Here is a 21,136-nt window from a genome sequence, read left to right as displayed (position 1 = left end):
GGTCGACCGCACAGCGCGCGGTGCCGGCCTCTGCGCCCCGAGACCACCCGCTCATAAACGCTCTTCGTACGCAGAAACGCGTTGGCAGAGCGTTTCTGCGCACGAATTGCGTTTATGAGCGGGGCGTCGCCGCGATCGAGCGGCGGGCCGGGCGTTGGCCGAGCGGCGGAGGCGTTGGCCGAGCGGCGGTCCGGGCGCGGGTCGAGCGGATCGGCAGAGCGCCGACACCACGACGAACGCCCGCCGCGCCGGCACCCTGCTGACGGGCCGCGGCGCGACGGGCGTCGTCGCGAACGCGGCTCAGTCGTCGACGAGAAGCGACTCCGCGGCCGTGCGACGTTCGCGGGGAGCGAGCTCGCGCTGACGCAGACCTTCTTCGGCGGCGTCGATGTCGCCGAGCGCGCCGACGGCGATGACCGTGACGGGGGTGAAGCGGGCGTCGATGTCGAAGGCCGCGCGCAGGTCATCGGCGACGAAGCCGCCCATCTGGTGCGTCGCGAGGCCCTCGGCGTGCGCCTGCACGGTGAAGTGGGCGGCGGCCTGACCGCTGTCGTAGAGCGCCCAGGTGCGCGCCTCGCCGTCCTCGGTCTCGGTCTCGGCGAGCACGACGATGAGGGCACCGGCCGCGGGAGCCCAGGCCTGGTTGAAGCCCATGAGGGCGTTGACGACGCCGTCGTGCGTGGCGGTGCCACGGCGGGCGACGATGAAGCGCCACGGCTGGAAGTTCATGCCCGACGGCGCCCAGCGGGCGGCCTCGAGGGCGGAGCGCAGGGCGTCCTCGTCGATGGGTGTTCCGGCGTCGAAGAGGCGGGTGCTCCAGCGCTCGGCGAGCACGTCGAGGATGGGGGCGTCGGTGGGGGCGGTGCGGTCGAGAACGAGAGACATGGGTCCTCCTGAGAACGAAAAGTGAACCGGGACGCCGTTGACCCGACCCATTGAACGCGGGTCGCCCGCAAGATGTTCCCCGTGTGACGCCGTAGGTCGTCCGGCGTGAGGGCGGGGAGTTCGTCCGCCTATCGCCGTCTCGGTGCACAACGGCGGGTGGGTGGGGGGACACGCCGGTGGGGGATGCCGGTGGCTCGACGTGTCGTGTCGCAGGTCCGCCGGTGTGGGTGTGCGCGGCGCGGCTGTCCCCGGTGTCAGCCGGGGGCGCGGGTCAGCGCCGTGGAATCCGCTTCACGCGTTCCAGGATGCCGGTCCGGCCGTGCCCGCCGCGTACTCGTCGAGCGGGACCTCGTTCGTGCGCCACGCGTCGACGACCGGCTGCACGATGCGCCAGCACTGCTCGGCGGCGTCGCCACGGACGGCGAGCATGGCATCGCCGTCGAGGATGCCGGAGAGCACTTCGCCATAGGCCTTCAGCGCGCCCTCGCCGAGGTCGGCGGACAGCGTCACCCGTTCGAGCTCGAGGGGGTCGTCGGCGCCGTTGACGTTGAGGCCGAGGCTCATCGTGTCGGGGCCGAGCGAGAAGACGAGCACCGACGGTTCGCTCTCGCCGACGAAGCCGCCGGGGAGGTGGCGGACCGGCTTGAACGTGACGGTCACGGCGCGGTCAGGGGAACTCAGGGCTTTGCCCGAGCGCAGCGTGATGGGCACTCCCTGCCAGCGTGCGTTGCGCACCTCCACCGTCATCTCGGCGAGCGTCTCGGTGCCGCGCGACGCGTCGACCCCCGGCTCGTCGACGTACGAGGAGAAGTGGCGGTCGCCGACATCGCCCGCGGTGTACCGGGCGCGGCGCGAGTTGCGCACGGGATCGTCGCCGAGCACATGGGTGGCGCGCAGCACCGCTGAGGTGGCGTCGCGCAGATCGAGCTGATTGAGGGATGCCGGCGGCTCCATCGTGACGAACGCCATGACCTGCAGCAGGTGGCTCTGGATCATGTCGACGAGCGCCCCTGCGCCGTCGTAATAGCCGGCGCGGCCCTCGAGGCCGAGCGGTTCGGGGTAGTCGATGAGCACCGAGTCGATGTCGTCGCCCGACCAGACGCTTTCGAGCAGGCGGTTGGCGAAGCGGGCTCCGAGCAGGTTGAGCACGGTCGACCGCCCGAGGAAGTGGTCGATGCGGAACACCTGATCCTCCGGCACCAGCTTCGCCAACTGCTGGTTGAGGCGGTGGGCGCTGGCCTCGTCGGTGCCGAACGGCTTCTCGAGGGCGAGGACTGTGCCCTCGGGGATCGTGACGTCGCTCAGGGCGAGACAGGACTTCTCGGTCACGGCCGGGGGCACGGCGAAGTAGAGCGCCGGTCGGCCCTCGGCGTCGTCGAGGAGCGTCTGCAGATCGGCGGGCTTCGTGATGTCGGCCTGCGAATAGGTGGTCTCGGACACCGCGGTGAAGGCGTCTTCGGCATCCATCGTCTGGAACGCCTTGTGCACCACCTCGCCCCACTGCTCGTCGGTCCAGTCCTCCATGCCGGCACCGTGCAGTCGCACCGAGCGGCCGGGTTCGCGCGTCAACAGCTGGCCGAGGGCCGGCAGGAGCAGTCGAGAGGTGAGGTCGCCTGAAGCGCCCAGGATGATCAGGGTGGTGTCCGCGGCCATGCGGCCACCGTAGCGCTCTCTCCCGACATCGGTGTGACGCTTGCAGCGCGCACACCGGCGCCACTATCGCGATGCTCGGCCACGATGTCGGCGGCCTCTGCCATGATCCGAGGGTGACGACTCCGATCGAGGATTTTGCCGTCCTCAGCAACTGCCGCTCCGCCGCCCTGGTCTCCCGCGACGGCCGCGTCGATTGGCTGTGCTTGCCGCGTTACGACAGCGGGTCGATGTTCGCCGCGCTCCTCGGCGACGAGTCGCATGGCGCATGGTCGCTTCGCCCCGCCGACGGCGAGGCGCGGGCGACCCGGCGCTATGACGGCGACACCTTCGTGCTCGTCACGCGATGGGAGACGGCGACCGGGATCGCCGACGTGTACGACGCGATGCCGATCGACGAGGGCGTCGACGCTGTCGTGCGACGCGTGGTCGGGGTGTCGGGCGAGGTGGACTTCGTCAGCGAGGTGCGCCTGCGCTTCGACTACGCCCGCGCGGTGCCCTGGGTGCGGCAGGTCGGTCACGGCGGCGAGCACGTCATCCTCGCCGTCGCCGGTCCCGATGCCGTGACGATCCGCGGCCCGCGTCTGATCGCGGTCGACACCGCCCACCGCGGCCGGTGGACCACCGTGGCCGGTGAGAGCGTCGATTCGGTGCTGTCGTGGGGTCCGTCGTGGAAGGACGCTCCGGCGGCGTTCGACGTCGAGGCCGCCCTGGAACGCACGCGCGAATGGTGGGCCGCCTGGGCCGACCGCGTGCAGTCGGCCGGCACGCACGCGGCACTGGTCACGCGCTCGCTCATGGTGCTCCGCGCGCTCACGCACTCCGAGACCGGCGGCATCGTGGCGGCGGCGACGACGTCGCTGCCCGAGGCCTTCGGAGGTTCGCGCAACTGGGATTATCGCTACGTGTGGCTCCGTGACGCCGCGCTCACGCTGAGCGCCTACATCGATCACGGCTACCTCGATGCCGCACAGCACTGGCGCACGTGGCTGTTGCGCGCGATCGCCGGCGACCCGGCCGACGTGCAGATCATGTACGGCATCGCGGGCGAACGCGACCTGCCCGAACGTGAGCTCGGCAGCCTGCCGGGATACGGGGGAGCGGCGCCCGTACGCATCGGCAACGGCGCCGTCGATCAGTACCAGGCCGACGTGATCGGCGAGGTGATGGTGGCCCTGGAGGCCGCGCGCAATGCCGGGGTCGAAGAGACGATCTTCTCCTGGTCGCTGCAGCGGGCCCTGCTCGACCAGCTCGCGCACGAGGTCGACAAGCCCGACCTGGGCATCTGGGAGATGCGCGGCGACCCGCACTTCTTCACCCACTCGCGGGCGATGGTGTGGGCGGCGTTCGACCGCGGCATCCGGGCCGTCGAGACCGGCGGGCGCGACGGCGAGGTCGACGCCTGGCGCACGCTGCGCGATCGCGTGCGCGCCGACATCGACGCGCGCGGCGTACACGAGGGCGGGTGGTTCACGCAGCACTTCGACACCGACGAGGTCGACGCGTCGCTGCTCGTGCTGCCCCAGGTGGGTTTCTGCGCCTACGACGATCCGCGCATGCTGGCCACCGTCGCCCGCATGGAAGAAACCCTCATGCCCGACGGCTGGCTGCTGCGCTACCGCACGACCGGGGTCGACGGCCTGACGGGCGACGAGCATCCGTTCCTCGCGTGCTCCTTCTGGCTCGTCGGGCAGTACGCGCACAGCGGTCGACGCAACGAGGCCGTCACCCTGATGAAGAAGCTCACTGCCGTGGCGAACGACCTGGGGCTGCTGTCGGAGGAGTACGACCCCACGGCGGCACGCCAGGCGGGCAACACCCCGCAGGCGCTTTCGCACCTGGCGCTGGTGGCCGCCGCTGATGCCCTGGATGCCACGGCCCCGCGCCACGACGGCTGACCCCGGCCTAGAGTCATCGCATGGACGACGACGTCGAGTTGCGACGCCTGCGCGAACGCGTGTACGGCGCCGGGGGTGCGCCTGCGACGCCCGCGATGCTCGAGCGGCTCGCCGAGCTGGAGGACCGCTCCCGGCCGGCCACGGGCGTCATCGACCGGCTCCCACCCGCCGACCCGACGAAGGCGCCCCGCGAGCCGGACGGCGTCGACGGGCCGGACTCCATCGACGAGCCGGAACGCGTCCACGACCCTGCGGATGCCGCCGCACCCGCCACGCGACCCGTCCTCCGCGGGGTGCTCACCGCGGTCGGAGCGGTCGCCCTCCTCGGCGTGGGATTCGCCGTCGGCTCGGCCGCGACCTCGTCGATGCCCGGCGAACCCGCCGCCACGGCGGATCCCGCGGCGGCGATCTATCCAGAACTCACTTTCCCTCAGACGATCGAGGACGCGATCTCGGCCGACGTCCTCCGCGACAGCGCGATCGACTCCGGCAGCACCCGCTATATCGCCACGGTCAACGACTTCGACATCTACTTCGCCCAGCCCGCCGAGGGCGTCGGCCGCTGCATCGTCACGTTCACCGCGAGCGACGACCGGCCGTGGTCGGCGGGGTGCGCGATCGGCGCGCAGGAGGGAGCGGCGGTCTTCGGCATCGACGACCGACTCACCGTCGCGATCGGCGACCCCCGCGATTCCGAGGTCGACGGCATCCCCATCCGCTTGTCCGAGAGCGTCACGGCCTACGTGGCGCGATGACGAAGGAGAGAATCATGTTCCACCCCGACGGCGCGTACTCCGGTTTCGCGGTCGACGACCTCGACGCCGCCCATCGCTTCTACGCCGAGACCCTGGGGCTCGACGTCGAGGTGCTCGAGGGCTCGGGCTTCCTGACCCTTCACCTCGGCTCGGGTGCCCGCGTGCTCGTCTACGGCAAGCCGCACCATGAGCCCGCGTCCTTCACGGTGCTGAACTTCCCGGTCGCCGACATGGAGGCCGCCGTCGACGACCTCCGCTCCCGCGGCGTGGAGACGAAGATCTACGACGATGACTCCCTGCCCACGGACTCCCGGGGAATCATGCGCGAGGGCGGCCCGCTCATCGCGTGGTTCCGCGATCCGGCCGGCAACGTGCTGGCCGTTCTCGAGGAGTGACGACGGAGGGGATGGATGCCTGTGTGCCCGGCATCCATCCCCTTCAGCACTGAGGTCCCTGAACTTGTCGAGGGGACCGGGCCCCGCGTGTGGAGCGGGTGGCTTCGACGGGCTCAGCCACCGTGGTCGATGGTGCCTGAGCTTGTCGAAGGGACCTGGCCGCTGCGGCTGCGGCTCAGCCCTTCAGCGCCTCCACGAGCTTCACCCGTGCGCCCATGCGCAGCAGGGAGTTGCGGTAGATGCGCGCCGCGAGACCGATCGCGAGCACGCACGACGCCAGCAGAATCAGCAGTGACAGCACCGGCTCCCACCACTGGGCGTCACCGAGGTACATGCGCAGCGGCATCCCGACCGGAGCCGAGAACGGCACGTACGACATGATCGTCAGCACGACGGGGTTGTCGTTGAAGAAGATCACGAGGAAGTACGGCGCCATGATCAGCATCGTGATGGGGGTCGTGGTCGCCCCGATGTCCTCCTGACGTGACACCATGGCTGCGGCCGCGGCGAAGAGCGCCGCCAGCAGGATGAAGCCGAACAGGAAGAAGATCGCGAACCAGGCGATGGGGGCGCCCAGAGCATCGAGCACGCCAGCCTGACCCGTCACCGCCAGGCCGATCACGGCGACGGCCGCGAGCAGCACGATCTGCGCCATCGCGAGGATCGTGTTGCCGAGCACCTTCCCCGCCAGCAGCGCCCGCACCGGGATCGCCGAGATCAGGATCTCGACCACGCGGGTCTGCTTCTCCTCCACCACGCTCTGGGCGATCGTTCCGCCGAAGGTCGACGCGGCGATCAGGAACACCAGGCCGAAGCCGAGGGCGATCAGGTAGCGCAGGGCATCCGCCGCCCCGGCGCCGGGGTCGAGCATCTGCACCGGTGGGGTGTCGCTCAGCATCTGCAGCAGCGTCGAGGGGACGCTGTCCTTCACCACGACGGTGTAGTCGAACGCGGCATCCGAGGATCCCGAGACCAGGGCGGCATCCGCCGTGCCGTCCTCGACGAGGGCGCGGGCGGCGTCGTCGCTATCGGCCACGGTCACCTCGAGTCCGTCGAGACCCGACACGGCGCTCTGCGTCTGCGAGGTGACGGCGACCGGGATGCCGCTGCCCGAGGCGTTGTTCGCGGCGAATCCGCCCCACACCACCGACGCGAGGGCCGCGACGATGAGGATCGCGGTGGAGATGACGAACGCTTTGCTGCGCAGCTTCGAACCGATCTCGCGTTCGGCTACGAGCCAGATGCCCTGCAGTTCGCTGGGCGCGCGGCGGACGGTCGGGGTGACGGTGCTCATTGGATGACCTCCTTGAAGATCTCGGCGAGGGTGGGTCGCTGCGGGGCGAAGCTGGCGACGTCTCCGCGCTCGACCGCACCGCGCAGCACCCGCTGGGCGATGGTGTCGTCGGCGGCGTCGAAGAGGGCGTAGCCGCCGTCGAAGTCGAGCACGGTCACGCCCGGTTCGTCACGCACCCACCCGGCGTCACCGCCCGAGACCAGCTCGTAACGGCGGGTCGCGTGCTGGGCCCGGAGCGCGTCACGGCTGCCGGCGGCGCGGATCGTGCCCCCGGCGATGATGACGAGGTCGTCGCAGAGCCGTTCGACCACGTCGAGCTGATGCGACGAGAAGAGCACGGCCGCGCCGGCCGCCGCCTTCTCCTGCAGAACGCCGGCCACGACGTCGACGGCGAGCGGGTCGAGGCCCGAGAACGGCTCGTCGAGGATCAGCACGTCCGGTTCGTGGACGAGGGATGCCGCGATCTGCGCCCTCTGCTGGTTGCCGAGCGACAGGGTCTCGACGAGGTCGCCGAGGCGCTCGCCGAGTCCGAGCCGCTCGAGCAGAGCGGTGGCCTTGCTGGTCGCCTCGGCCTTGCCGAAGCCGTGGAGACGCGCGAGGTAGGCGATGTGCTCGGCGACCTTCATCTTCGGATAGAGCCCGCGCTCCTCCGGCATGTATCCGAAGCGTCGGCGATCGGCGGTGGTGACGGGCGCGCCGCTCAGCGCGACCGTCCCCGCGTCTTTGCCGAGCACGCCCAGCGCGATGCGCATGGTGGTGGTCTTGCCGGCGCCGTTGCCGCCGACGAAGCCCGTCAGCCGCCCGGGGGCGACGGTGAAGCTCACGTCGTCGAGCACGCGGCGTCCGCCGTAGCTCTTGGTGATGCCGTTCAGATCGAGCACGATGCATCCCTTCTTCTCGATGTCTCCCACGCTAGGGATCCCGATGCCGTGACGCCTCCGCCCGGAGGGGGGTCGTGGCGTCCGCCGAGAGGGGGAGGCCGGGACACGTCGCAGGAGATGTTTCGCTCACTCGGCTGGCTTCGGCTGCCGACCGGTGCCCGGAGTCGGTTTTCCTGCACTGTGTCCGTGGCGGACCGGGACCGCAGCGGCTATCCGCGGAGAGGGACCCGGGCAGGACCTCTGGCGACCCGTCGGGCACACCGCAGGACATCCGCGTGCGGCAGGAGCCCTGCGGCCGACACCGCGCGGGTTCGGCAACGGATCTCCTGCGTTGTGTCCGCACGGGGTCTCGCCGGGTGGGGCGATCGGTCGGCGTCAGGCCAGCCCGTGCCGGTGAGCGAGGACGACGGCCTGCACGCGGTCACGGGCGCCGAGTTTCTGCAGCACGTTCGACACGTGCGTCTTGACGGTCGCCTCGCCGATGAACAGCCGCGCGGCGATCTCGGCATTACTCATCGCCTCGGCCACGAGCGTCAGCACCTCCGACTCGCGCTCGGTGAGCGGCTCCGTCAGAACCAGGGGCGGGGGAGCGGATGCCGGCATCCCGCCATCCTGTGACGCGAAGCGTGCGATCACCCGGCGCGTGACCTCGGGGGCGAGCAGTGCATCGCCCGCGCCGACGATGCGCACGGCCGAGACCAGCTCTTCGGGCCCGGCGTTCTTCAGCAGGAACCCGCTCGCCCCGGCGGCGAGCGCGGCGAACAGGTAGTCGTCGCGGTCGAAGGTCGTCACGATGAGCACGGCGGCATCCGAGGCGGGATCGGCGGTCAGCAGGCGGGTGGCCTCCAGCCCGTCCATACCGGGCATCTGCACGTCCATGCAGATCACGTCGGGGCGCAGCTCGGCCGCGGCGGCGATCGCGTCGATGCCCGAGGCGGCCTCGCCGACGACGTCGATGTCGTCTTCGAGCGACAGGATCGTGCGGAAGCCCGCTCGCATCATCGCGTGGTCGTCGACGATCAGCACGCGCAGCTCAGACATGGGCCACCGCCGCCCGGGTGACGGGCACGCGCACGCGCACGAGGAATCCTCCACGCGCGCGGGGTCCCATCTCGATCGTCCCGCCCGAGACGGCGGCGCGCTCGCGCATGCCGAGCTGCCCCAGCCCCGGGGTCGACGACCCTCGGCGCCCGGTGTTGGACACCTCGAGTTCGACGGCATCCGGATCGAATCTCAGGCGGACGTCGGCGGTCGCATCCGGCCCTGCATGACGGCGGACATTCGTCAGGGCCTCTTGGGCGATGCGGTAGAGATTGACCTGCACGAGGGGCGCCGGATCGTGGGCCGGGATGCCGATGACGTTGAACGTGGTCGGAAGCCCGGCAGCGGAGGCTTCGTCGACCAGGACGCGGATCGAGGCGAGCCCGTGCGTCGTGGGTGCGGTGTCGGGCGCGCTGTCGGAGCCGGGGGTCCGCAGCGTCTCGAGCAGATGCCGGAGTTCGTGCAGCGACGTGCGCGCCGATCCTTCGATGCCGGTGAGCACCTCACGGGCCGATTCGAGGTCGCGGTCGAGCAGCGACCGGGCCACCCCTGCCTGCACGCCCATGAGCGACACGTGATGCGCGACGACGTCGTGCAGCTCGCGCGCGATGCGCACGCGGTCGAGGGCGACGGCCTGGGCCGCGGTCACCTCGCGCTCGGCCTCGAGCTCGGCGGTGCGCTCCTCGAGAGCCGAACGCTCGCGCATCTGCTGGTGCGAGCGGTCGCCGAAGTAGTACGCGCCGCCGAAGAACAACGCGTTCACCCCGATCATCAGCAATTGGTACGCCACGAACGGCGAGAAGGCGCCGGCGCGCGAGAACGCGCCCTCGACCGCGGCGTCGACGGGCTGCGTGGCGTCTTGGAACATCACCACGAACAGCCACGCGAACATTCCCACGATGATCGCGATGCGCACGATCGTGGCGCGCCGCCGGTTCTCTTCCCAGGCGCCGACCGTGTAGAGCGCGATGAACATCGCGATGTTGCCCGCGTACAGCTCGGGGATGCGGAACGTCACCGCGAAGAAGTACGCCACTGACACGATCACCGCCGTCACCGACGGCCAGCGGCGACGGAACGCGAGGGGCACGGCCAGGATCGCGACGTACCCCAGCGCGACGGCGAGGGAGCCCTGTTCGTCGCCGTAGATGCCGGAGACCGACGACAGCACGGCGCTCAGCAGGCCGCCGAGGAACAGCACGAGCGCGAGCACGGCGTCGCCCCGTCTCTGGGTGCGGGTGAGGCGTGGCATCCCCCCACGCTAGAGCGGACGTCCGACACCTGCATCCCCCGTGGGGCGGAGTCAAGAGGGCGGGGAATACAGGTTCGATCGAGATGCTTGCACGTGAATGAACCCGGGCGCCCTCCGCCCCCGTCATCCCAGAGAGGATCACCGTGACCGACTACACGATCGGCTACATCGTCGGCAGCATCTCCAGCACCTCGATCAACCGCCGTCTCGCCAAGGCGCTCGAGAAGGTCGCGCCCGAGGGCGTCACCCTGAAGGAGATCCCGATCAAGGACCTCCCCTTCTACTCGCCCGACTACGACGGGAACTTCCCCGCGGTCGCGACGGAGTTCAAGACGGCGATCGAGGATGCCGACGGCGTCATCATCGTCACCCCCGAGTACAGCCGCTCGATCCCCGGCGTGCTGAAGAACGCGCTCGACTGGTCGGCCCGTCCCTACGGCGAGGCGTCGTTCAACGACAAGCCCACCGCCGTGGTCGGCACCTCGCAGGGTGGCATCGCCACCGCCGCCGGCCAGCAGCACCTCCGCTCGGTTCTCCTGCACTACAACGCCCTGGTCCTCGGTCAGCCCGAGGGCTACATCCAGTCGACCCCCGGCCTCTTCGGGGAGGACGGCACCGTGACCGACGAGGGCACGGCCGATTTCCTCCGCTCGATCATCGAGGCGCTCGTGACGCTGGTCGCGCGCACCGCTCCGGCCGAGGTTCCCGCGGCCTGACGCACCACACGGCGGGGTCGGAGTTCGCTCCGGCCCCGCCGTCGGTCGTCCGTCACCCGCCGGGGGCGTCAGCCTTCCGCCGCAGCAGCGCCGCCTCGCGCTCATTCCGTGTCAGGTCCGCCGCTCGCAACAGCTCCGACCGGGCCTCGCGCGTGCGCCCCAGCCGGCTCAGCAACTCCCCGCGGACGGAGGGGATGAGGTGCGAGCCCTTGAGCGTCCCGGCCGCTGACAGTGCATCGACGAGGGCGAGCCCCTCGAGAGGACCGGATGCCATCGACACGGCGACCGCGCGGTTGAGTTCGACGACGGGACTCGGCGCGACACGTCCGAGTGTCTCGTACAGCAGCACGATGCGTTCCCAGTCCGTCGCCTCGACGCTCGTCGCCTCGGCGTGACACAGCGCGATGGCCGCCTGCAACTGGTAGGGGCCCCGACCCCGCCCGAGGGCATCGGCTCGGTCGAGCAGCGCCGCACCGCGGGCGATCGCCGAGCGGTCCCATCGGCGACGATCCTGGTCGGCGAGGAGCACGGCATCCCCGCCCGCGTCCACGCGCGCGGCGAACCGCGAGGCCTGCAGCTCCATGAGCGCCGAGAGGCCGAGCGCCTCGGTTTCGCGCGGCAGCAGACGGTTCAGCACTCGGCCCAGGCGCACCGCTTCGTGCGCGAGCTCCGTGCGCAAGACGGCATCCCCGGCGCTGGCGGCGTATCCCTCGGTGAAGACGAGGTAGATCACGCTGAGCACCGCGCCGAGGCGTGCCGGCCACTCCGCCGGATCGGGCACCGCGAAGGGCACGTGCGCCGCGGACAGCGCTTTCTTCGCGCGCACGATTCGCTGCTGCATCGTCGGCACGGGCACGAGGAACAACCGGGCGATCGCGTCGGTGTCGAGACCCGCGACCACCTTCAGCGTCAGCGCCACCTGTGCCTCGCGGGCGAGGACCGGATGACACGCTGCGAACACCAGTCGCAGCACGTCGTCGTCGATCGGCTGCCACTCGGCATCCGAGATCTCGTCGAGATCGGCGCCGATCAGCCGGTACTTCTCGCCGAGGTTCTGCCCGCGGCGCCAGCCGTCGATCGCCCGCCGCTTCGCGACCGCCGTCAGCCAGGCGCCGGGGTTGCGGGGCACACCGTCGCGCGGCCACTGCACGAGCGCCTCGGCGACGGCGTCCTGCGCCAGATCCTCGGCGGTTGCGACATCGCCGACCACGCGCGCGAGCGTCGCGACGATACGGGCTCCTTCGATGCGCCAGATCGCCGCGACGCGGCGCGACAGGTCGGGGTCGGTGCTCACCCGCTCGCGGGTCAGCGGGAGGACTGCTCCTCGCGCCAGCCCTCCTCCTTCTGGATGTAATCGTTGTCGGCGAACGCCGCGAAGTCGGTCTCGTCGGTGACGCGACGCACCTCCAACTTGTTGCCGGCGATGAGGGGTGCCCGCCGCGCCCATTCGACGGCCTCGTCGCGCGAAGACACCTCGATGATCCAGAAGCCGTTGAACAACTCGTGCGTCTCGCCGTAGGGGCCGTCGGTGACCACCGGCTCCTCCCCGCCGAACTCGACGACGAAGTTCTTGCTCATGTCTTCGGCCAGACCGTCGCCGGCGACGAGCACTCCGGCGGTGATCATCGATTCGTTGTACGCGCCCATCTCGTTGATGACCTGCTCGAACGGGATCTCCTTGTATGCCGCGTACGCCTCGTCGGTGCCGCGCATGATCAGCATGAACTTCATCGTGAACTCTTCTCGTGGGTGCTCGGTCGAGCGATCGGAGGGGAGCGAATGCCTTCCCCTACTATCGCGTCGAACGGCGCCCGACGGAATCGACAGGGTGCGGGAAAAACTTCCGGATGCCGGGATGTAGAGGCTGCACGTGATGCACGTTCCTCGCAGAATCGCGGGTTTCTCGCAAGATCGGGCGGTGCACCTGCGAGGATCGTGCGCGATTGCGACAATCGCGCCGCGCGGTGGGCGGACAGCATCGGCTGGGTGTGGCGGGTGCGCAGTGCGTGTTCCTCGCAGAATCGCCGGTTTGTCGAAAAATTCGGCGTTGTCTTTGCGAGGATCGCGCGATTGCGGGGCTCGCGCCGGGCGTCGGCTCGACAGCGGCGGCGCAGCGTCACGGATGCCAGGAGCCCGGCATCCGGATGCCACCCACCCGGCGCTCAGCCGAAGATCATCGGCATGTCATCGTCGTCCGCGCCCGGGAGGTCGAGGTCGGCGACGACGGGGACGTGGTCGCTGGGAACCTCGCCCTTGCGTTCGTTGCGGTGGATCTCCGCACCGTGCACGGCATCGGCGAAGGCGGGGGAGCCGAGGATGAAGTCGATGCGCAGGCCCTCGTTGCGGGGGAACCGCAGCTGCTTGTAGTCCCAGTAGGTGTAGCCCGTCGGGATGAGCGGGCGCACGACGTCGGTCAGCCCGGCCGTCTCGAACGCCGCGAAGGCCGCCCGCTCAGGCGGTGAGACGTGGGTCGTGGCGCCCTCGACGACCGTGGGGTCGCCGTTGTCGGCATCCGTCGGGGCGATGTTGAAGTCGCCGGTGAGCGCGAGAGGCAGGTCGGAGTCCTTCGCGAGGCTGTCGACGGCGTACTGGCGGAGCTTGTCGAGCCAGTCGAGCTTGTAGACGTAGTGCGGGTCGTCGAGGCCGCGACCGTTGGGCACGTAGAGGCTCCAGACGCGCACGCCGTTGACGGTCGCCCCGATGGCGCGGGCCTCCTGCGGCAGGTCGGGACCCTCTTTGCCCTTCTCGAACCCGGGCATGCCGGGGAAGCCGATCTCGACGTCCTCGAGCGGCTCGCGGCTGGCGATCGCGACGCCGTTCCACTGGTTCAGGCCGTGCGCGGCGACGTGATAGCCGGCCTCTTCGAAAGCGGCGTACGGGAACTGCTCCGTCTTGCACTTGATCTCCTGCATCGCCAGCACGTCGATGTGCTCGCGCACGCAGAACTCGACGGTGCGGGTGACGCGGGCGCGGATGGAGTTGACGTTCCAGGTGGCCAGGCGCATGGCATCCAGCCTACTTTCGTGTGCCGACATCGCCGCCCGCCGGGGCCGTCCACCGGATGCCGTGCGCACAGCGGCGGATGTCCGGCTCAACACGCCGCACCCCGGTGCCCCGGACGCGGCCGGTCGTCGATCCCCCCGCCGTTGTGCGCGCGGCCGGTGCGGACGTGGGTCGCGCAATAGACTCGACGCCGTGACCGCCGCCGCAACACCCGAGCTCGAAGCCGACCGCCAGGCCCTCATCCGCCTCATCGCCGACGAGGCGGTGTTCCATGGCGACTTCACGCTCTCGAGCGGCAAGAAGGCGACGTACTACGTCGACATGCGCAAGCTCACCCTCGACCACCGCGCCGCGCCCGCCATCGGCCGTCTCGTGCTCGACCTCGTGAAGGACCTCGACGGCGTCGTCGCCGTCGGAGGTCTGACGCTGGGCGCCGACCCGATCGCGAACGCCGTCATGCACGAATCGGTGCACGCCGGGCACCCGCTCGACGCGTTCGTCGTGCGCAAAGAGCCCAAGGATCACGGCCGCGGACGCCAGGTCGAGGGCGCCGATGTCGCGGGCAAGCGCGTCGTCGTCGTCGAAGACACCTCGACCACCGGTCAGTCGGCGCTGAAGGCCGTCGAGGCGCTGCGCCGCGAGGGCGCCGAGGTGGTGGCCGTCGCCGTCATCGTCGACCGCAAGACCGGCGCGCAGGCCGCGATCGAGGCCGAGGGCCTGACGTGGCTGGCATCCATCGACCTCGACGACCTGGGTCTCGCTCCGCAGTAAGAGGTGACGGCACCGCGGGTTCTCTCGGGACCACGCGAATCCGCGTTGTGCGCGGGGCGGAATGTTGGCCGGGGTCCCCGCGAGAACAGGACATTCGTCGGGAGCAGGCCCCTTCGGGGCTGAGCGGTCCTGTTCTGGCGCGATCCCCTGTTCTCGGGTGGCGCACAGCGGGTGGGATGCCGGCCGACGCCACCACCCGCGTCCGGGCGCCGGCGGCACCCGCGTCAGCGATGGCGGCGCGATATCGGAAGCCGCGTGCCGCTCGCGCCGGGTCGAGGACTCAGCGCTCGTCGTCTCCCGGCCCCGGCCCGTCGAACGGGTCGCGGCCCCCGCCGCCGCGCCGGGAACGGCGCCACTGCACGATGAAGGCCACGAGCGTGCCCGCGGTGATGAAGAAGGCCGTGATCAGCCAGAGCGTGCGGTCGTCCATGCCTTCATCCTTGCCGGTGGCGGTCGACGTTCGTCAACCCCGCGCGGGTCGCCGGACGCGGCGTCGTAACGGGAGCGGGGGCTCAGAGGCCCGCTTCGAGGCCCTCCTCGCCGTCGGCGAGTTCGGACTCGACAGGTTCGTCGCGCACGAGTTCGGCGACCGAGCCGAGGATCTCGTCGGGGCGGAAGGGGTAGCGCTCGATCTCGCGCTGATCGCTGATCCCCGTCAGCACGAGCACGGTGTGAAGGCCCGCCTCGATGCCGGCGACGATGTCGGTGTCCATGCGGTCGCCGATCATGCCGGTGTTCTCGCTGTGAGCGCCGATGCGGTTGAGCGCCGAGCGGAACATCATCGGGTTGGGCTTGCCGACGATGTAGGGCTCCTTGCCCGTCGCCTTGGTGATGAGGGCGGCGATCGCGCCGGTGGCGGGAAGCACCCCCTCGGTCGAGGGGCCCGTGGCATCCGGGTTGGTGGCGATGAAACGGGCGCCGCCGCTGATGAAACGGATGGCCTTGGTGATCGCCTCGAAGGAGTAGTTGCGCGTCTCGCCGACGACCACGTAGTCAGGTGTCGTCTCGGTCATGATGAAGCCGGCCTCGTGCAGCGCCGTCGTGAGTCCCGCCTCGCCGATCACGAATGCGGAGCCGCCCGGCATCTGCGACTTCAAGAAGTCGGCCGTGGCCAGAGCGGAGGTCCAGATCGACGACTCCGGAACGACGAGGCCGGAGGCGCGCAACCGCGCACTGAGATCGCGCGGCGTGAAGATCGAATTGTTCGTCAACACGAGGAACGGTGTCCCCTCGGCCCGCCATTGCGCCAGCAGTTCGGATGCCCCCGCGATGGGCGTGTTCTCGTGGACGAGAACGCCGTCCATGTCGGTGAGCCAGCACTCGATGTCGCCACGCGTCCGCATGCGGACAGCCTAGACCCGGGCCCCGACACGACCCGGGAGGATTGTCTTCCCGGCGATAGCGGATCCCTCGCCGCCCGGGAACGAACGAGGGCGGGCCTCGACCCGTGGTCGTGGCCCGCCCGTCCGCTGCGGCGACGTCTTACTTGAAGGTGTCCTTGACGTCCTCGCCGGCCTTCTTGGCATCCGCCTTCGCCTGCTCGGCCTTGCCCTCGGCGACGAGCTTGTCGTTGTCGGTGGCGTTACCGATGGTCTCCTTCGCCTTACCGACGATGTCCTGAGCGGCGTTCTTGATCTTGTCGTCCAGACCCATGATGTGACTCCTTCTCGCGTATCGGCGTCGGCGGCGACTTGATCTCGTCGCGACGGAGCGTGTGCTCGTGAAAGAGACGCGGCGAGGAGCGGATTCGTCACGCAATCGCTCAAGAAAGTTTTCGCCGGGCCGATATGCCGGAACGGGAATGGACCCGTGACGGCGGAGCGCGATCTCGTTAGGGTCGAAGGGTGGCGCGTACCGAGTGGGATCCCCGGAACCTCCCCGATCTGTCGGGACGGTCGTATCTCGTCACCGGAGCGACCCGCGGTCTCGGCTATTTCGCCTGCGAGCAGCTGGCCGCCGCCGGAGCGCACGTCCTGCTCACCGGACGCAATCCGAACCGTCTCGCCGCCGCGAAGGCGGCCGTGAAGCGGTCGTCTCCGGATGCCGCCATCGAGACCCTCCTGCTCGACACCAGCAACCTGGGCTCGGTGCGGGCGGCCGCGGCCACCGCTCGGGCGCGCGGCCGCCTCGACGGCCTGCTGCTCAACGCGGGGGTCGTGCATCCGCCGAAGCAGCGCGAGACGGTCGGCGGTCACGAGTTGGTCTTCGCCACCAACGTGCTCGGCCACTTCGCGCTCGCGGGCGAGTTGCTGAAGCCCCTCGCTGCAACGGGCGGCCGCATGGTGTGGGTGGGCAGCATGTCGACGTCGCTCTGGGCGCACGTGCCGACCGATCCCGAACTGGTCGAGGGCTACACGCCTTGGCGGGCGTACGTGCAGTCGAAGGCGGCGACGACCGCACTCGCCCTCGAGGCCGACAAACGGCTGCGTGCGCACGGCGTGCGGGTCGAGAGTCTCGTCGCGCATCCCGGCTACTCGACGAGCGGCCGCACCCGAGGGGTCCGCGGCGTCAACGAGCCGAGCCGGCTCACGCGGTTCCTCGACAATCTGCAGGCGCCGATCACGCAGTCGAAGGAGCAGGGCGCCTGGCCGCTGGTCCGAGCTCTCCTCGACCCGCACGCCGAGGGCGGCTCGATGTACGGCCCGGCCCTCGTCGCCCGCGGGAACCCCCGCGTCGCGACTCCCGCGCGCCGCACCCGCGGCACCGAGCTGGGAGCGGATCTGTGGCGCGCGTGCGAGACGGCGACCCACGTGCGGTGGCCTTTCGACCGGGCCCGACGCGCGGCATCCTGATCCGCCTCCCACGATGTCGGCGGGCCGCCCTACAGTGATCGCATGGAGCAGGCGACCGCTGAGGATCTCGACGCCGTCCGCGGCCTGAGCGCGGCGGAGGTCGCCGAGCGCGTCGCGGCGGGGCAGACCAACGTCTTCGCCGCCGACACCAGCCGGAGCGCGTGGAACATCGTGCGCGCAAATGTCTTCACCCTGTTCAACGCGATCGTCGGCGCCTGCTTCATCGTGCTGCTGCTGCTCGGGCGGTGGCAGGACGCCCTGTTCGGCGTAGCGGCCCTGTCGAATGCCGTGATCGGCTGCGTCCAGGAGTTCCGGGCGAAAGCCGCCCTCGATCGTCTGGCCCTGCTGAACGCTCCGCGGGCACGGGTGCGCCGCGAGGGCGCTGACGTCGAGATCGCGCCGCCCGACGTCGTGCGCGACGACGTCCTCGTGCTGCGCGCCGGCGACCAGGTACCCGCCGACGCGGTGGTCATCGCGTCGCAGGCGCTGCAGATCGACGAGTCGATGCTGACGGGCGAGTCGGATGCCGTCGACAAGCGGCCCGACGATGAGGCGCTGTCGGGCTCGATCGTGGTCGCCGGAGAAGGCACCGCCCGGGTGGTGCGGGTCGGCGCCGAGTCGTACGCCAACACCTTCGCCGCCGAGGCCAAGCGGTTCCAGCTGGTCTCGAGCGAACTGCGCACCTCGATCGACCGGGTGCTGCGGTGGGTCGGGTGGGGCATTGGGCCGGTCGGTCTTCTCGTCTTGAACGCGCAGATGATGGTCGCGGGCGGGTGGGTGCAGGCGTGGGAGCAGGGCACGTGGTCGCAGGCGGTGGTGAACACCATCGCGTCGCTCACGGCGATGATCCCGCTGGGGCTCGTGCTCATGACCTCGATCGCCTTCGCGGTCGGTGCGGCGCGTCTGGCGGGCAAGAAGGTGCTGGTCAACGAACTCCCCGCGGTCGAGGGTCTCGCGCGCGTCGACGTCATCTGCCTCGACAAGACGGGCACGCTCACCGCCGGTGAGATCCGTTTTGACGCCGCCCTGCCCCTCGAGGAGCGGTCGGGCTGGCAGAAGTCGCTGGCCTGGTACGGAGCAGCACCGGACGCGAATGCGACCGCTCAGTGCCTGCGAGAGCCGTTCCCTGTCGACGAGCCCCTTCTCGCCGCCCGACGTATCCCGTTCTCGTCCGCGCGCAAATGGAGCGCCGTGTCGTTCGCGGCGGGCGCCGACGGCACCTGGGTGCTCGGCGCACCCGAGATGGTCTTCGGCGATGCGGCGGGCGATTCCGAGACCCCGCTCGGTGCCGCCGTGACGCGCCTCGCCTCCTCGGGTCGCCGCACGCTCGTGCTCGCGCACACTCGTACCGCTCTCTCGGACGAGGACGTGGATGCCGAACGGTTCCCGTCCGACGCCGTCGCGGTGGCCGTGCTGACCTTCGTCGAGGCGGTGCGTCCGGACGCCGCCGAGGCGCTGGCGTACTTCCGGGAGCAGGGCGTGGGCGTGCGCGTGATCTCGGGCGACAACCCCCGCACCGTCGCCGCGATCGCCCGTGAGGTCGGACTCGAGGTCGATGAGGGCTACGACGCCCGGCGCCTTCCCGAGGACGACGTCGAGCTCGGGGTGATCCTCGAGGAGCACACCGTCTTCGGTCGCGTCACCCCCGACCAGAAGCGCCGCATGGTCACCGCGCTGCAGGCTCGCGGCCACGTGGTCGCGATGACCGGCGACGGGGTCAACGACGCGCTCGCCATCAAGACGGCCGACATCGGCATCGCCATGAACTCCGGCGCCGCCGCCACGAAGGCGGTAGCCCGACTCGTCCTGCTCGATGGACGTTTCTCGCACCTGCCGTCAGTGGTCGCCGAGGGGAGGCAGGTGATCGCCAACATCGAGCGGGTCTCGATGCTGTTCCTGACCAAGACCGTCTACGCCACGGGCCTGGCGCTGCTGTTCGGCATCTTCGTCATGGAGTTCCCGTTCTTGCCGCGGCAGTTGTCGATCACCGACGGACTGACCATCGGCATCCCCGCCTTCTTCCTCGCGCTGCTGCCGAACACGCAGCGCTATGTGCCGGGCTTCCTGAAGCGCTCGCTGAGTTTCGCGATCCCCGCGGGCATCGTCATCGCGGTCTCGCTCACGCTGTATACGCGCACCGCGATGGACATCGGTCTCGTCACTGCCCAGGTGCGCACGGGGGCCACGATCATCCTCGCCATCGTCGCCATCTGGGTGCTGACGGTGCTGTCCCGGCCGGTGACGCGGGTGAAGGTGCTCGTCATCGGGGCGATGTTCATCGCGCTGACGGCGATCTTCACCGTTCCCGCGCTCGGTCAGTTCTTCCAGCTGCAGGATCCGGGTGCGGACGGCGCCGCGCTCGTCACCTTCGTCGTGGTGCTCGCCGTCGCGGCCATCGAGGTCGTGCGCTTCGCCCACCGGCGTTTCGTGCGGCGATCGCTCGCGGCGGGTCCCCGTCCCCGGACGGCTCAGACGACGGGTGCAGGCGCCGCGGCCGGAACCTCGCGCCGGAAGTAGCGTCGCGCCGACGGCGGGACCCACACGGCGACGATCACGGCGACGGCCGCGACGACTCCGACCACGAGTACCGGGTCGAGTTCGGTGAGCGCGAGCGCGAGGCCCTGCAACGCGGCGATCGTCACGAGATACCCCGTGAGCAGGGCACGAGCGAGACCGCTCCCGCGGGCCAGCGACGAGCCGCCGGCGACCGTGAGCAGACCCAGCAGTATCGTGGCCGCGCCCACCAACGACACGGGGAGCACCAGATCGTCGGTGACGCCGTACCGCGAGAGCAGCACGAGGATGCCGAGGGCGGTGTTGGCGAAGCCCCCGATGTAGACGAGGACGACGGCCGCCGTCACGACGGCGGGGCGGCGGGTCTCGACGGTGGTGGTCATCGCGGTCTCCCCTCGCACCCGGCGGGTGCCGCCGGTGGGGTCAGCGTAGCGGTGCGGCCGCCGCCGCGTTCGCTCGCCGCCGGGAGCTCCTTCCTCCGCGGCGACTCACCTTGCCGCGCCGTGCCCCGGTCGCACGTGCCGGCGTGCGCCGGTCGCACTCACCGGCGTGCGCCGGTCGCACTCGCCGCGGCGTGCGCCGGTCGCACTCGCCGCGCCGTGCCCCGATCGCACTCGCCGCGCCGCGCTCCCGCTGGCGCGAAACCCGCCTCAGCGCGTCAGCCAGACCGAACTGCCCGCCCCGGGGGGCAGTGTCACCTCGACGCCGTCGGCGCGCACGACCTCGTCGGACACCACCTCGAGCTCGTGTCCCACGTCGATCCGGCGCTCGAGCAGGGCGCGCAGCAGTTCGGGATCGCGGTCGCTCACGCGCAGCACGCGTCCGCCGTGGCCGGCCGGCGCCCCGGCGAGCAGCACGAAGGGCTCGCGATGCACGGTGCCGTCGGCATCCGGGATCGCATCGCCGTGGGGATCGAACCGGGGCCGTCCCAGGCGCTCGTCGATGCCCTCGAGCAGACGGTCGCTCAACGCGTGCTCGAGCACCTCGGCCTCGTCGTGCACCTCGTCCCAGGCGTAGTCGAACTCGCGCACGAGCCACGTCTCGATCAGTCGGTGGCGGCGGATGACGCCCGCGGCGCGGCGACCGCCCGCGGCGGTCAGCGAGACGGGCCCGTACGGACGGTGCGTCACGAGCCCCTGCGCCGCGAGCTTCTTGACCATCTCGGTCACGCTCGAGGGGGCGAGGCCCAGCACGCCGGCGAGCTGCGAGGGCGTGATCGGGGTGTCCTGCCACTCGGTGTGGTGGTAGATCGCCTTGAGATAGTCGTCGGACACGGGCGATTCCACGCT

The 21,136-nt window shown here is 70.5% G+C and carries 21 protein-coding genes; 7 read left to right on the top strand and 14 right to left on the bottom strand.

Annotation, left to right across the window (positions count from 1 at the left end; genetic code table 11):
- Positions 1-300: 300 nt before the first annotated feature.
- Positions 301-885: a nitroreductase family protein gene (locus tag MT347_RS12100; protein ID WP_243501437.1), complete on the bottom strand. Its 585-nt coding sequence runs from the start codon at positions 883-885 to the stop codon at positions 301-303.
- Positions 886-1,176: 291 nt separating this feature from the next.
- Positions 1,177-2,538 carry a glucose-6-phosphate dehydrogenase gene (locus tag MT347_RS12095; protein WP_243501436.1) on the bottom strand — a complete coding sequence of 454 codons (1,362 nt, stop codon included), beginning with the start codon at positions 2,536-2,538 and terminating at the stop codon, positions 1,177-1,179.
- 113 nt (positions 2,539-2,651) lie between these two features.
- On the opposite strand from MT347_RS12095, the gene MT347_RS12090 reads away from it, so the two are divergent.
- From MT347_RS12090 to MT347_RS12080, 3 genes are read left to right on the top strand one after another with little or no spacing between them, the layout of a single operon-like run.
- Entirely contained in the window at positions 2,652-4,433 is a 1,782-nt protein-coding gene (locus tag MT347_RS12090; protein ID WP_243501435.1) for a glycoside hydrolase family 15 protein, read from the top strand.
- A 20-nt stretch (positions 4,434-4,453) separates the two neighbouring features.
- Positions 4,454-5,188: a hypothetical protein gene (locus MT347_RS12085; protein ID WP_243501434.1), complete on the top strand. Its 735-nt coding sequence runs from the start codon at positions 4,454-4,456 to the stop codon at positions 5,186-5,188.
- A 14-nt stretch (positions 5,189-5,202) separates the two neighbouring features.
- Complete coding sequence (locus tag MT347_RS12080; protein ID WP_243501433.1) at positions 5,203-5,583, top strand: VOC family protein; 381 nt, start codon at positions 5,203-5,205, stop codon at positions 5,581-5,583.
- A 175-nt stretch (positions 5,584-5,758) separates the two neighbouring features.
- Here the strand turns inward: MT347_RS12080 and MT347_RS12075 are convergent, their stop codons facing one another.
- The 4 genes from MT347_RS12075 to MT347_RS12060 form a co-directional block, all read right to left on the bottom strand.
- Entirely contained in the window at positions 5,759-6,877 is a 1,119-nt protein-coding gene (locus tag MT347_RS12075) for an ABC transporter permease (protein ID WP_243501432.1), read from the bottom strand.
- Complete coding sequence (locus MT347_RS12070; protein WP_243501467.1) at positions 6,874-7,758, bottom strand: ABC transporter ATP-binding protein; 885 nt, start codon at positions 7,756-7,758, stop codon at positions 6,874-6,876. Before MT347_RS12070 ends, MT347_RS12075 begins: the two co-directional genes overlap by 4 nt.
- 375 nt (positions 7,759-8,133) lie before the next feature.
- Positions 8,134-8,799: a response regulator transcription factor gene (locus MT347_RS12065; protein WP_243501431.1), complete on the bottom strand. Its 666-nt coding sequence runs from the start codon at positions 8,797-8,799 to the stop codon at positions 8,134-8,136.
- Positions 8,792-10,051, bottom strand: coding sequence for a sensor histidine kinase (locus MT347_RS12060; RefSeq protein WP_243501430.1), 1,260 nt, complete (start codon positions 10,049-10,051; stop codon positions 8,792-8,794). Before MT347_RS12060 ends, MT347_RS12065 begins: the two co-directional genes overlap by 8 nt.
- Positions 10,052-10,194: 143 nt before the next feature.
- On the opposite strand from MT347_RS12060, the gene MT347_RS12055 reads away from it, so the two are divergent.
- A complete protein-coding gene (locus MT347_RS12055; protein WP_243501429.1) occupies positions 10,195-10,767 on the top strand; it encodes an NADPH-dependent FMN reductase in 573 nt (190 codons plus the stop codon).
- A gap of 52 nt (positions 10,768-10,819) precedes the next feature.
- Here MT347_RS12055 and MT347_RS12050 read toward each other — a convergent pair whose 3' ends face one another.
- The 3 genes from MT347_RS12050 to MT347_RS12040 form a co-directional block, all read right to left on the bottom strand.
- Positions 10,820-12,061, bottom strand: coding sequence for an RNA polymerase sigma factor (locus tag MT347_RS12050; RefSeq protein WP_243501428.1), 1,242 nt, complete (start codon positions 12,059-12,061; stop codon positions 10,820-10,822).
- An 11-nt stretch (positions 12,062-12,072) separates the two neighbouring features.
- Entirely contained in the window at positions 12,073-12,498 is a 426-nt protein-coding gene (locus MT347_RS12045; protein WP_243501427.1) for a YciI family protein, read from the bottom strand.
- A gap of 431 nt (positions 12,499-12,929) precedes the next feature.
- Entirely contained in the window at positions 12,930-13,772 is an 843-nt protein-coding gene (locus tag MT347_RS12040; protein WP_243501426.1) for an exodeoxyribonuclease III, read from the bottom strand.
- Between the two features lie 190 nt (positions 13,773-13,962).
- Here MT347_RS12040 and pyrE point away from each other — a divergent pair, with 190 nt between their 5' ends.
- A complete protein-coding gene (pyrE, locus tag MT347_RS12035) occupies positions 13,963-14,541 on the top strand; it encodes an orotate phosphoribosyltransferase (RefSeq protein WP_243501425.1) in 579 nt (192 codons plus the stop codon).
- A gap of 280 nt (positions 14,542-14,821) precedes the next feature.
- On the opposite strand, the gene MT347_RS12030 is transcribed toward pyrE, so the two are convergent.
- The 3 genes from MT347_RS12030 to MT347_RS12020 form a co-directional block, all read right to left on the bottom strand.
- Positions 14,822-14,971 (bottom strand): hypothetical protein, encoded by a 150-nt coding sequence (locus MT347_RS12030; protein ID WP_243501424.1) that lies wholly within the window; start codon positions 14,969-14,971, stop codon positions 14,822-14,824.
- Positions 14,972-15,053: 82 nt separating this feature from the next.
- Positions 15,054-15,884, bottom strand: coding sequence for an HAD-IIA family hydrolase (locus tag MT347_RS12025; protein WP_243501423.1), 831 nt, complete (start codon positions 15,882-15,884; stop codon positions 15,054-15,056).
- Positions 15,885-16,023: 139 nt separating this feature from the next.
- Entirely contained in the window at positions 16,024-16,194 is a 171-nt protein-coding gene (locus tag MT347_RS12020; protein ID WP_243501422.1) for a CsbD family protein, read from the bottom strand.
- Between the two features lie 191 nt (positions 16,195-16,385).
- Here MT347_RS12020 and MT347_RS12015 point away from each other — a divergent pair, with 191 nt between their 5' ends.
- Both MT347_RS12015 and MT347_RS12010 read left to right on the top strand, forming a co-directional pair.
- Positions 16,386-17,333, top strand: a complete 948-nt coding sequence (locus tag MT347_RS12015; protein ID WP_243501421.1) for an SDR family NAD(P)-dependent oxidoreductase — start codon at positions 16,386-16,388, stop codon at positions 17,331-17,333.
- 42 nt (positions 17,334-17,375) lie between these two features.
- Positions 17,376-19,850, top strand: coding sequence for an HAD-IC family P-type ATPase (locus MT347_RS12010; RefSeq protein ID WP_243501420.1), 2,475 nt, complete (start codon positions 17,376-17,378; stop codon positions 19,848-19,850).
- Here the strand turns inward: MT347_RS12010 and MT347_RS12005 are convergent.
- Entirely contained in the window at positions 19,802-20,230 is a 429-nt protein-coding gene (locus tag MT347_RS12005) for a hypothetical protein (protein ID WP_243501419.1), read from the bottom strand. The genes MT347_RS12010 and MT347_RS12005 overlap by 49 nt on opposite strands.
- A gap of 267 nt (positions 20,231-20,497) precedes the next feature.
- Positions 20,498-21,133 (bottom strand): metal-dependent transcriptional regulator, encoded by a 636-nt coding sequence (locus MT347_RS12000; protein ID WP_243501418.1) that lies wholly within the window; start codon positions 21,131-21,133, stop codon positions 20,498-20,500.
- Between the last annotated feature and the right edge of the window lie 3 nt (positions 21,134-21,136).

This window comes from Microbacterium sp. VKM Ac-2923 (genome assembly GCF_022815605.1).
Classification (GTDB): domain Bacteria; phylum Actinomycetota; class Actinomycetes; order Actinomycetales; family Microbacteriaceae; genus Microbacterium.
The sequence above is the reverse complement of the archived record's forward strand: the minus strand, read 5'-3'. Positions and strand labels throughout refer to the sequence as shown.

Bases quoted from the DNA above. Each gene is read 5' to 3' on its own strand.
- MT347_RS12060 (WP_243501430.1), bottom strand. From the start codon at position 10,051: ATGCCACGCCTCACCCGCACCCAGAGACGGGGCGACGCCGTGCTCGCG.
- MT347_RS12040 (WP_243501426.1), bottom strand. From the start codon at position 13,772: ATGCGCCTGGCCACCTGGAACGTCAACTCCATCCGCGCCCGCGTCACC.
- MT347_RS12010 (WP_243501420.1), top strand. From the start codon at position 17,376: ATGGAGCAGGCGACCGCTGAGGATCTCGACGCCGTCCGCGGCCTGAGC.
- MT347_RS12005 (WP_243501419.1), bottom strand. From the start codon at position 20,230: ATGACCACCACCGTCGAGACCCGCCGCCCCGCCGTCGTGACGGCGGCC.
- MT347_RS12075 (WP_243501432.1), bottom strand. From the start codon at position 6,877: ATGAGCACCGTCACCCCGACCGTCCGCCGCGCGCCCAGCGAACTGCAG.
- MT347_RS12080 (WP_243501433.1), top strand. From the start codon at position 5,203: ATGTTCCACCCCGACGGCGCGTACTCCGGTTTCGCGGTCGACGACCTC.
- MT347_RS12030 (WP_243501424.1), bottom strand. From the start codon at position 14,971: ATGGACGACCGCACGCTCTGGCTGATCACGGCCTTCTTCATCACCGCG.
- MT347_RS12045 (WP_243501427.1), bottom strand. From the start codon at position 12,498: ATGAAGTTCATGCTGATCATGCGCGGCACCGACGAGGCGTACGCGGCA.
- MT347_RS12100 (WP_243501437.1), bottom strand. From the start codon at position 885: ATGTCTCTCGTTCTCGACCGCACCGCCCCCACCGACGCCCCCATCCTC.
- MT347_RS12085 (WP_243501434.1), top strand. From the start codon at position 4,454: ATGGACGACGACGTCGAGTTGCGACGCCTGCGCGAACGCGTGTACGGC.
- MT347_RS12025 (WP_243501423.1), bottom strand. From the start codon at position 15,884: ATGCGGACGCGTGGCGACATCGAGTGCTGGCTCACCGACATGGACGGC.
- MT347_RS12065 (WP_243501431.1), bottom strand. From the start codon at position 8,799: ATGTCTGAGCTGCGCGTGCTGATCGTCGACGACCACGCGATGATGCGA.
- MT347_RS12020 (WP_243501422.1), bottom strand. From the start codon at position 16,194: ATGGGTCTGGACGACAAGATCAAGAACGCCGCTCAGGACATCGTCGGT.
- MT347_RS12095 (WP_243501436.1), bottom strand. From the start codon at position 2,538: ATGGCCGCGGACACCACCCTGATCATCCTGGGCGCTTCAGGCGACCTC.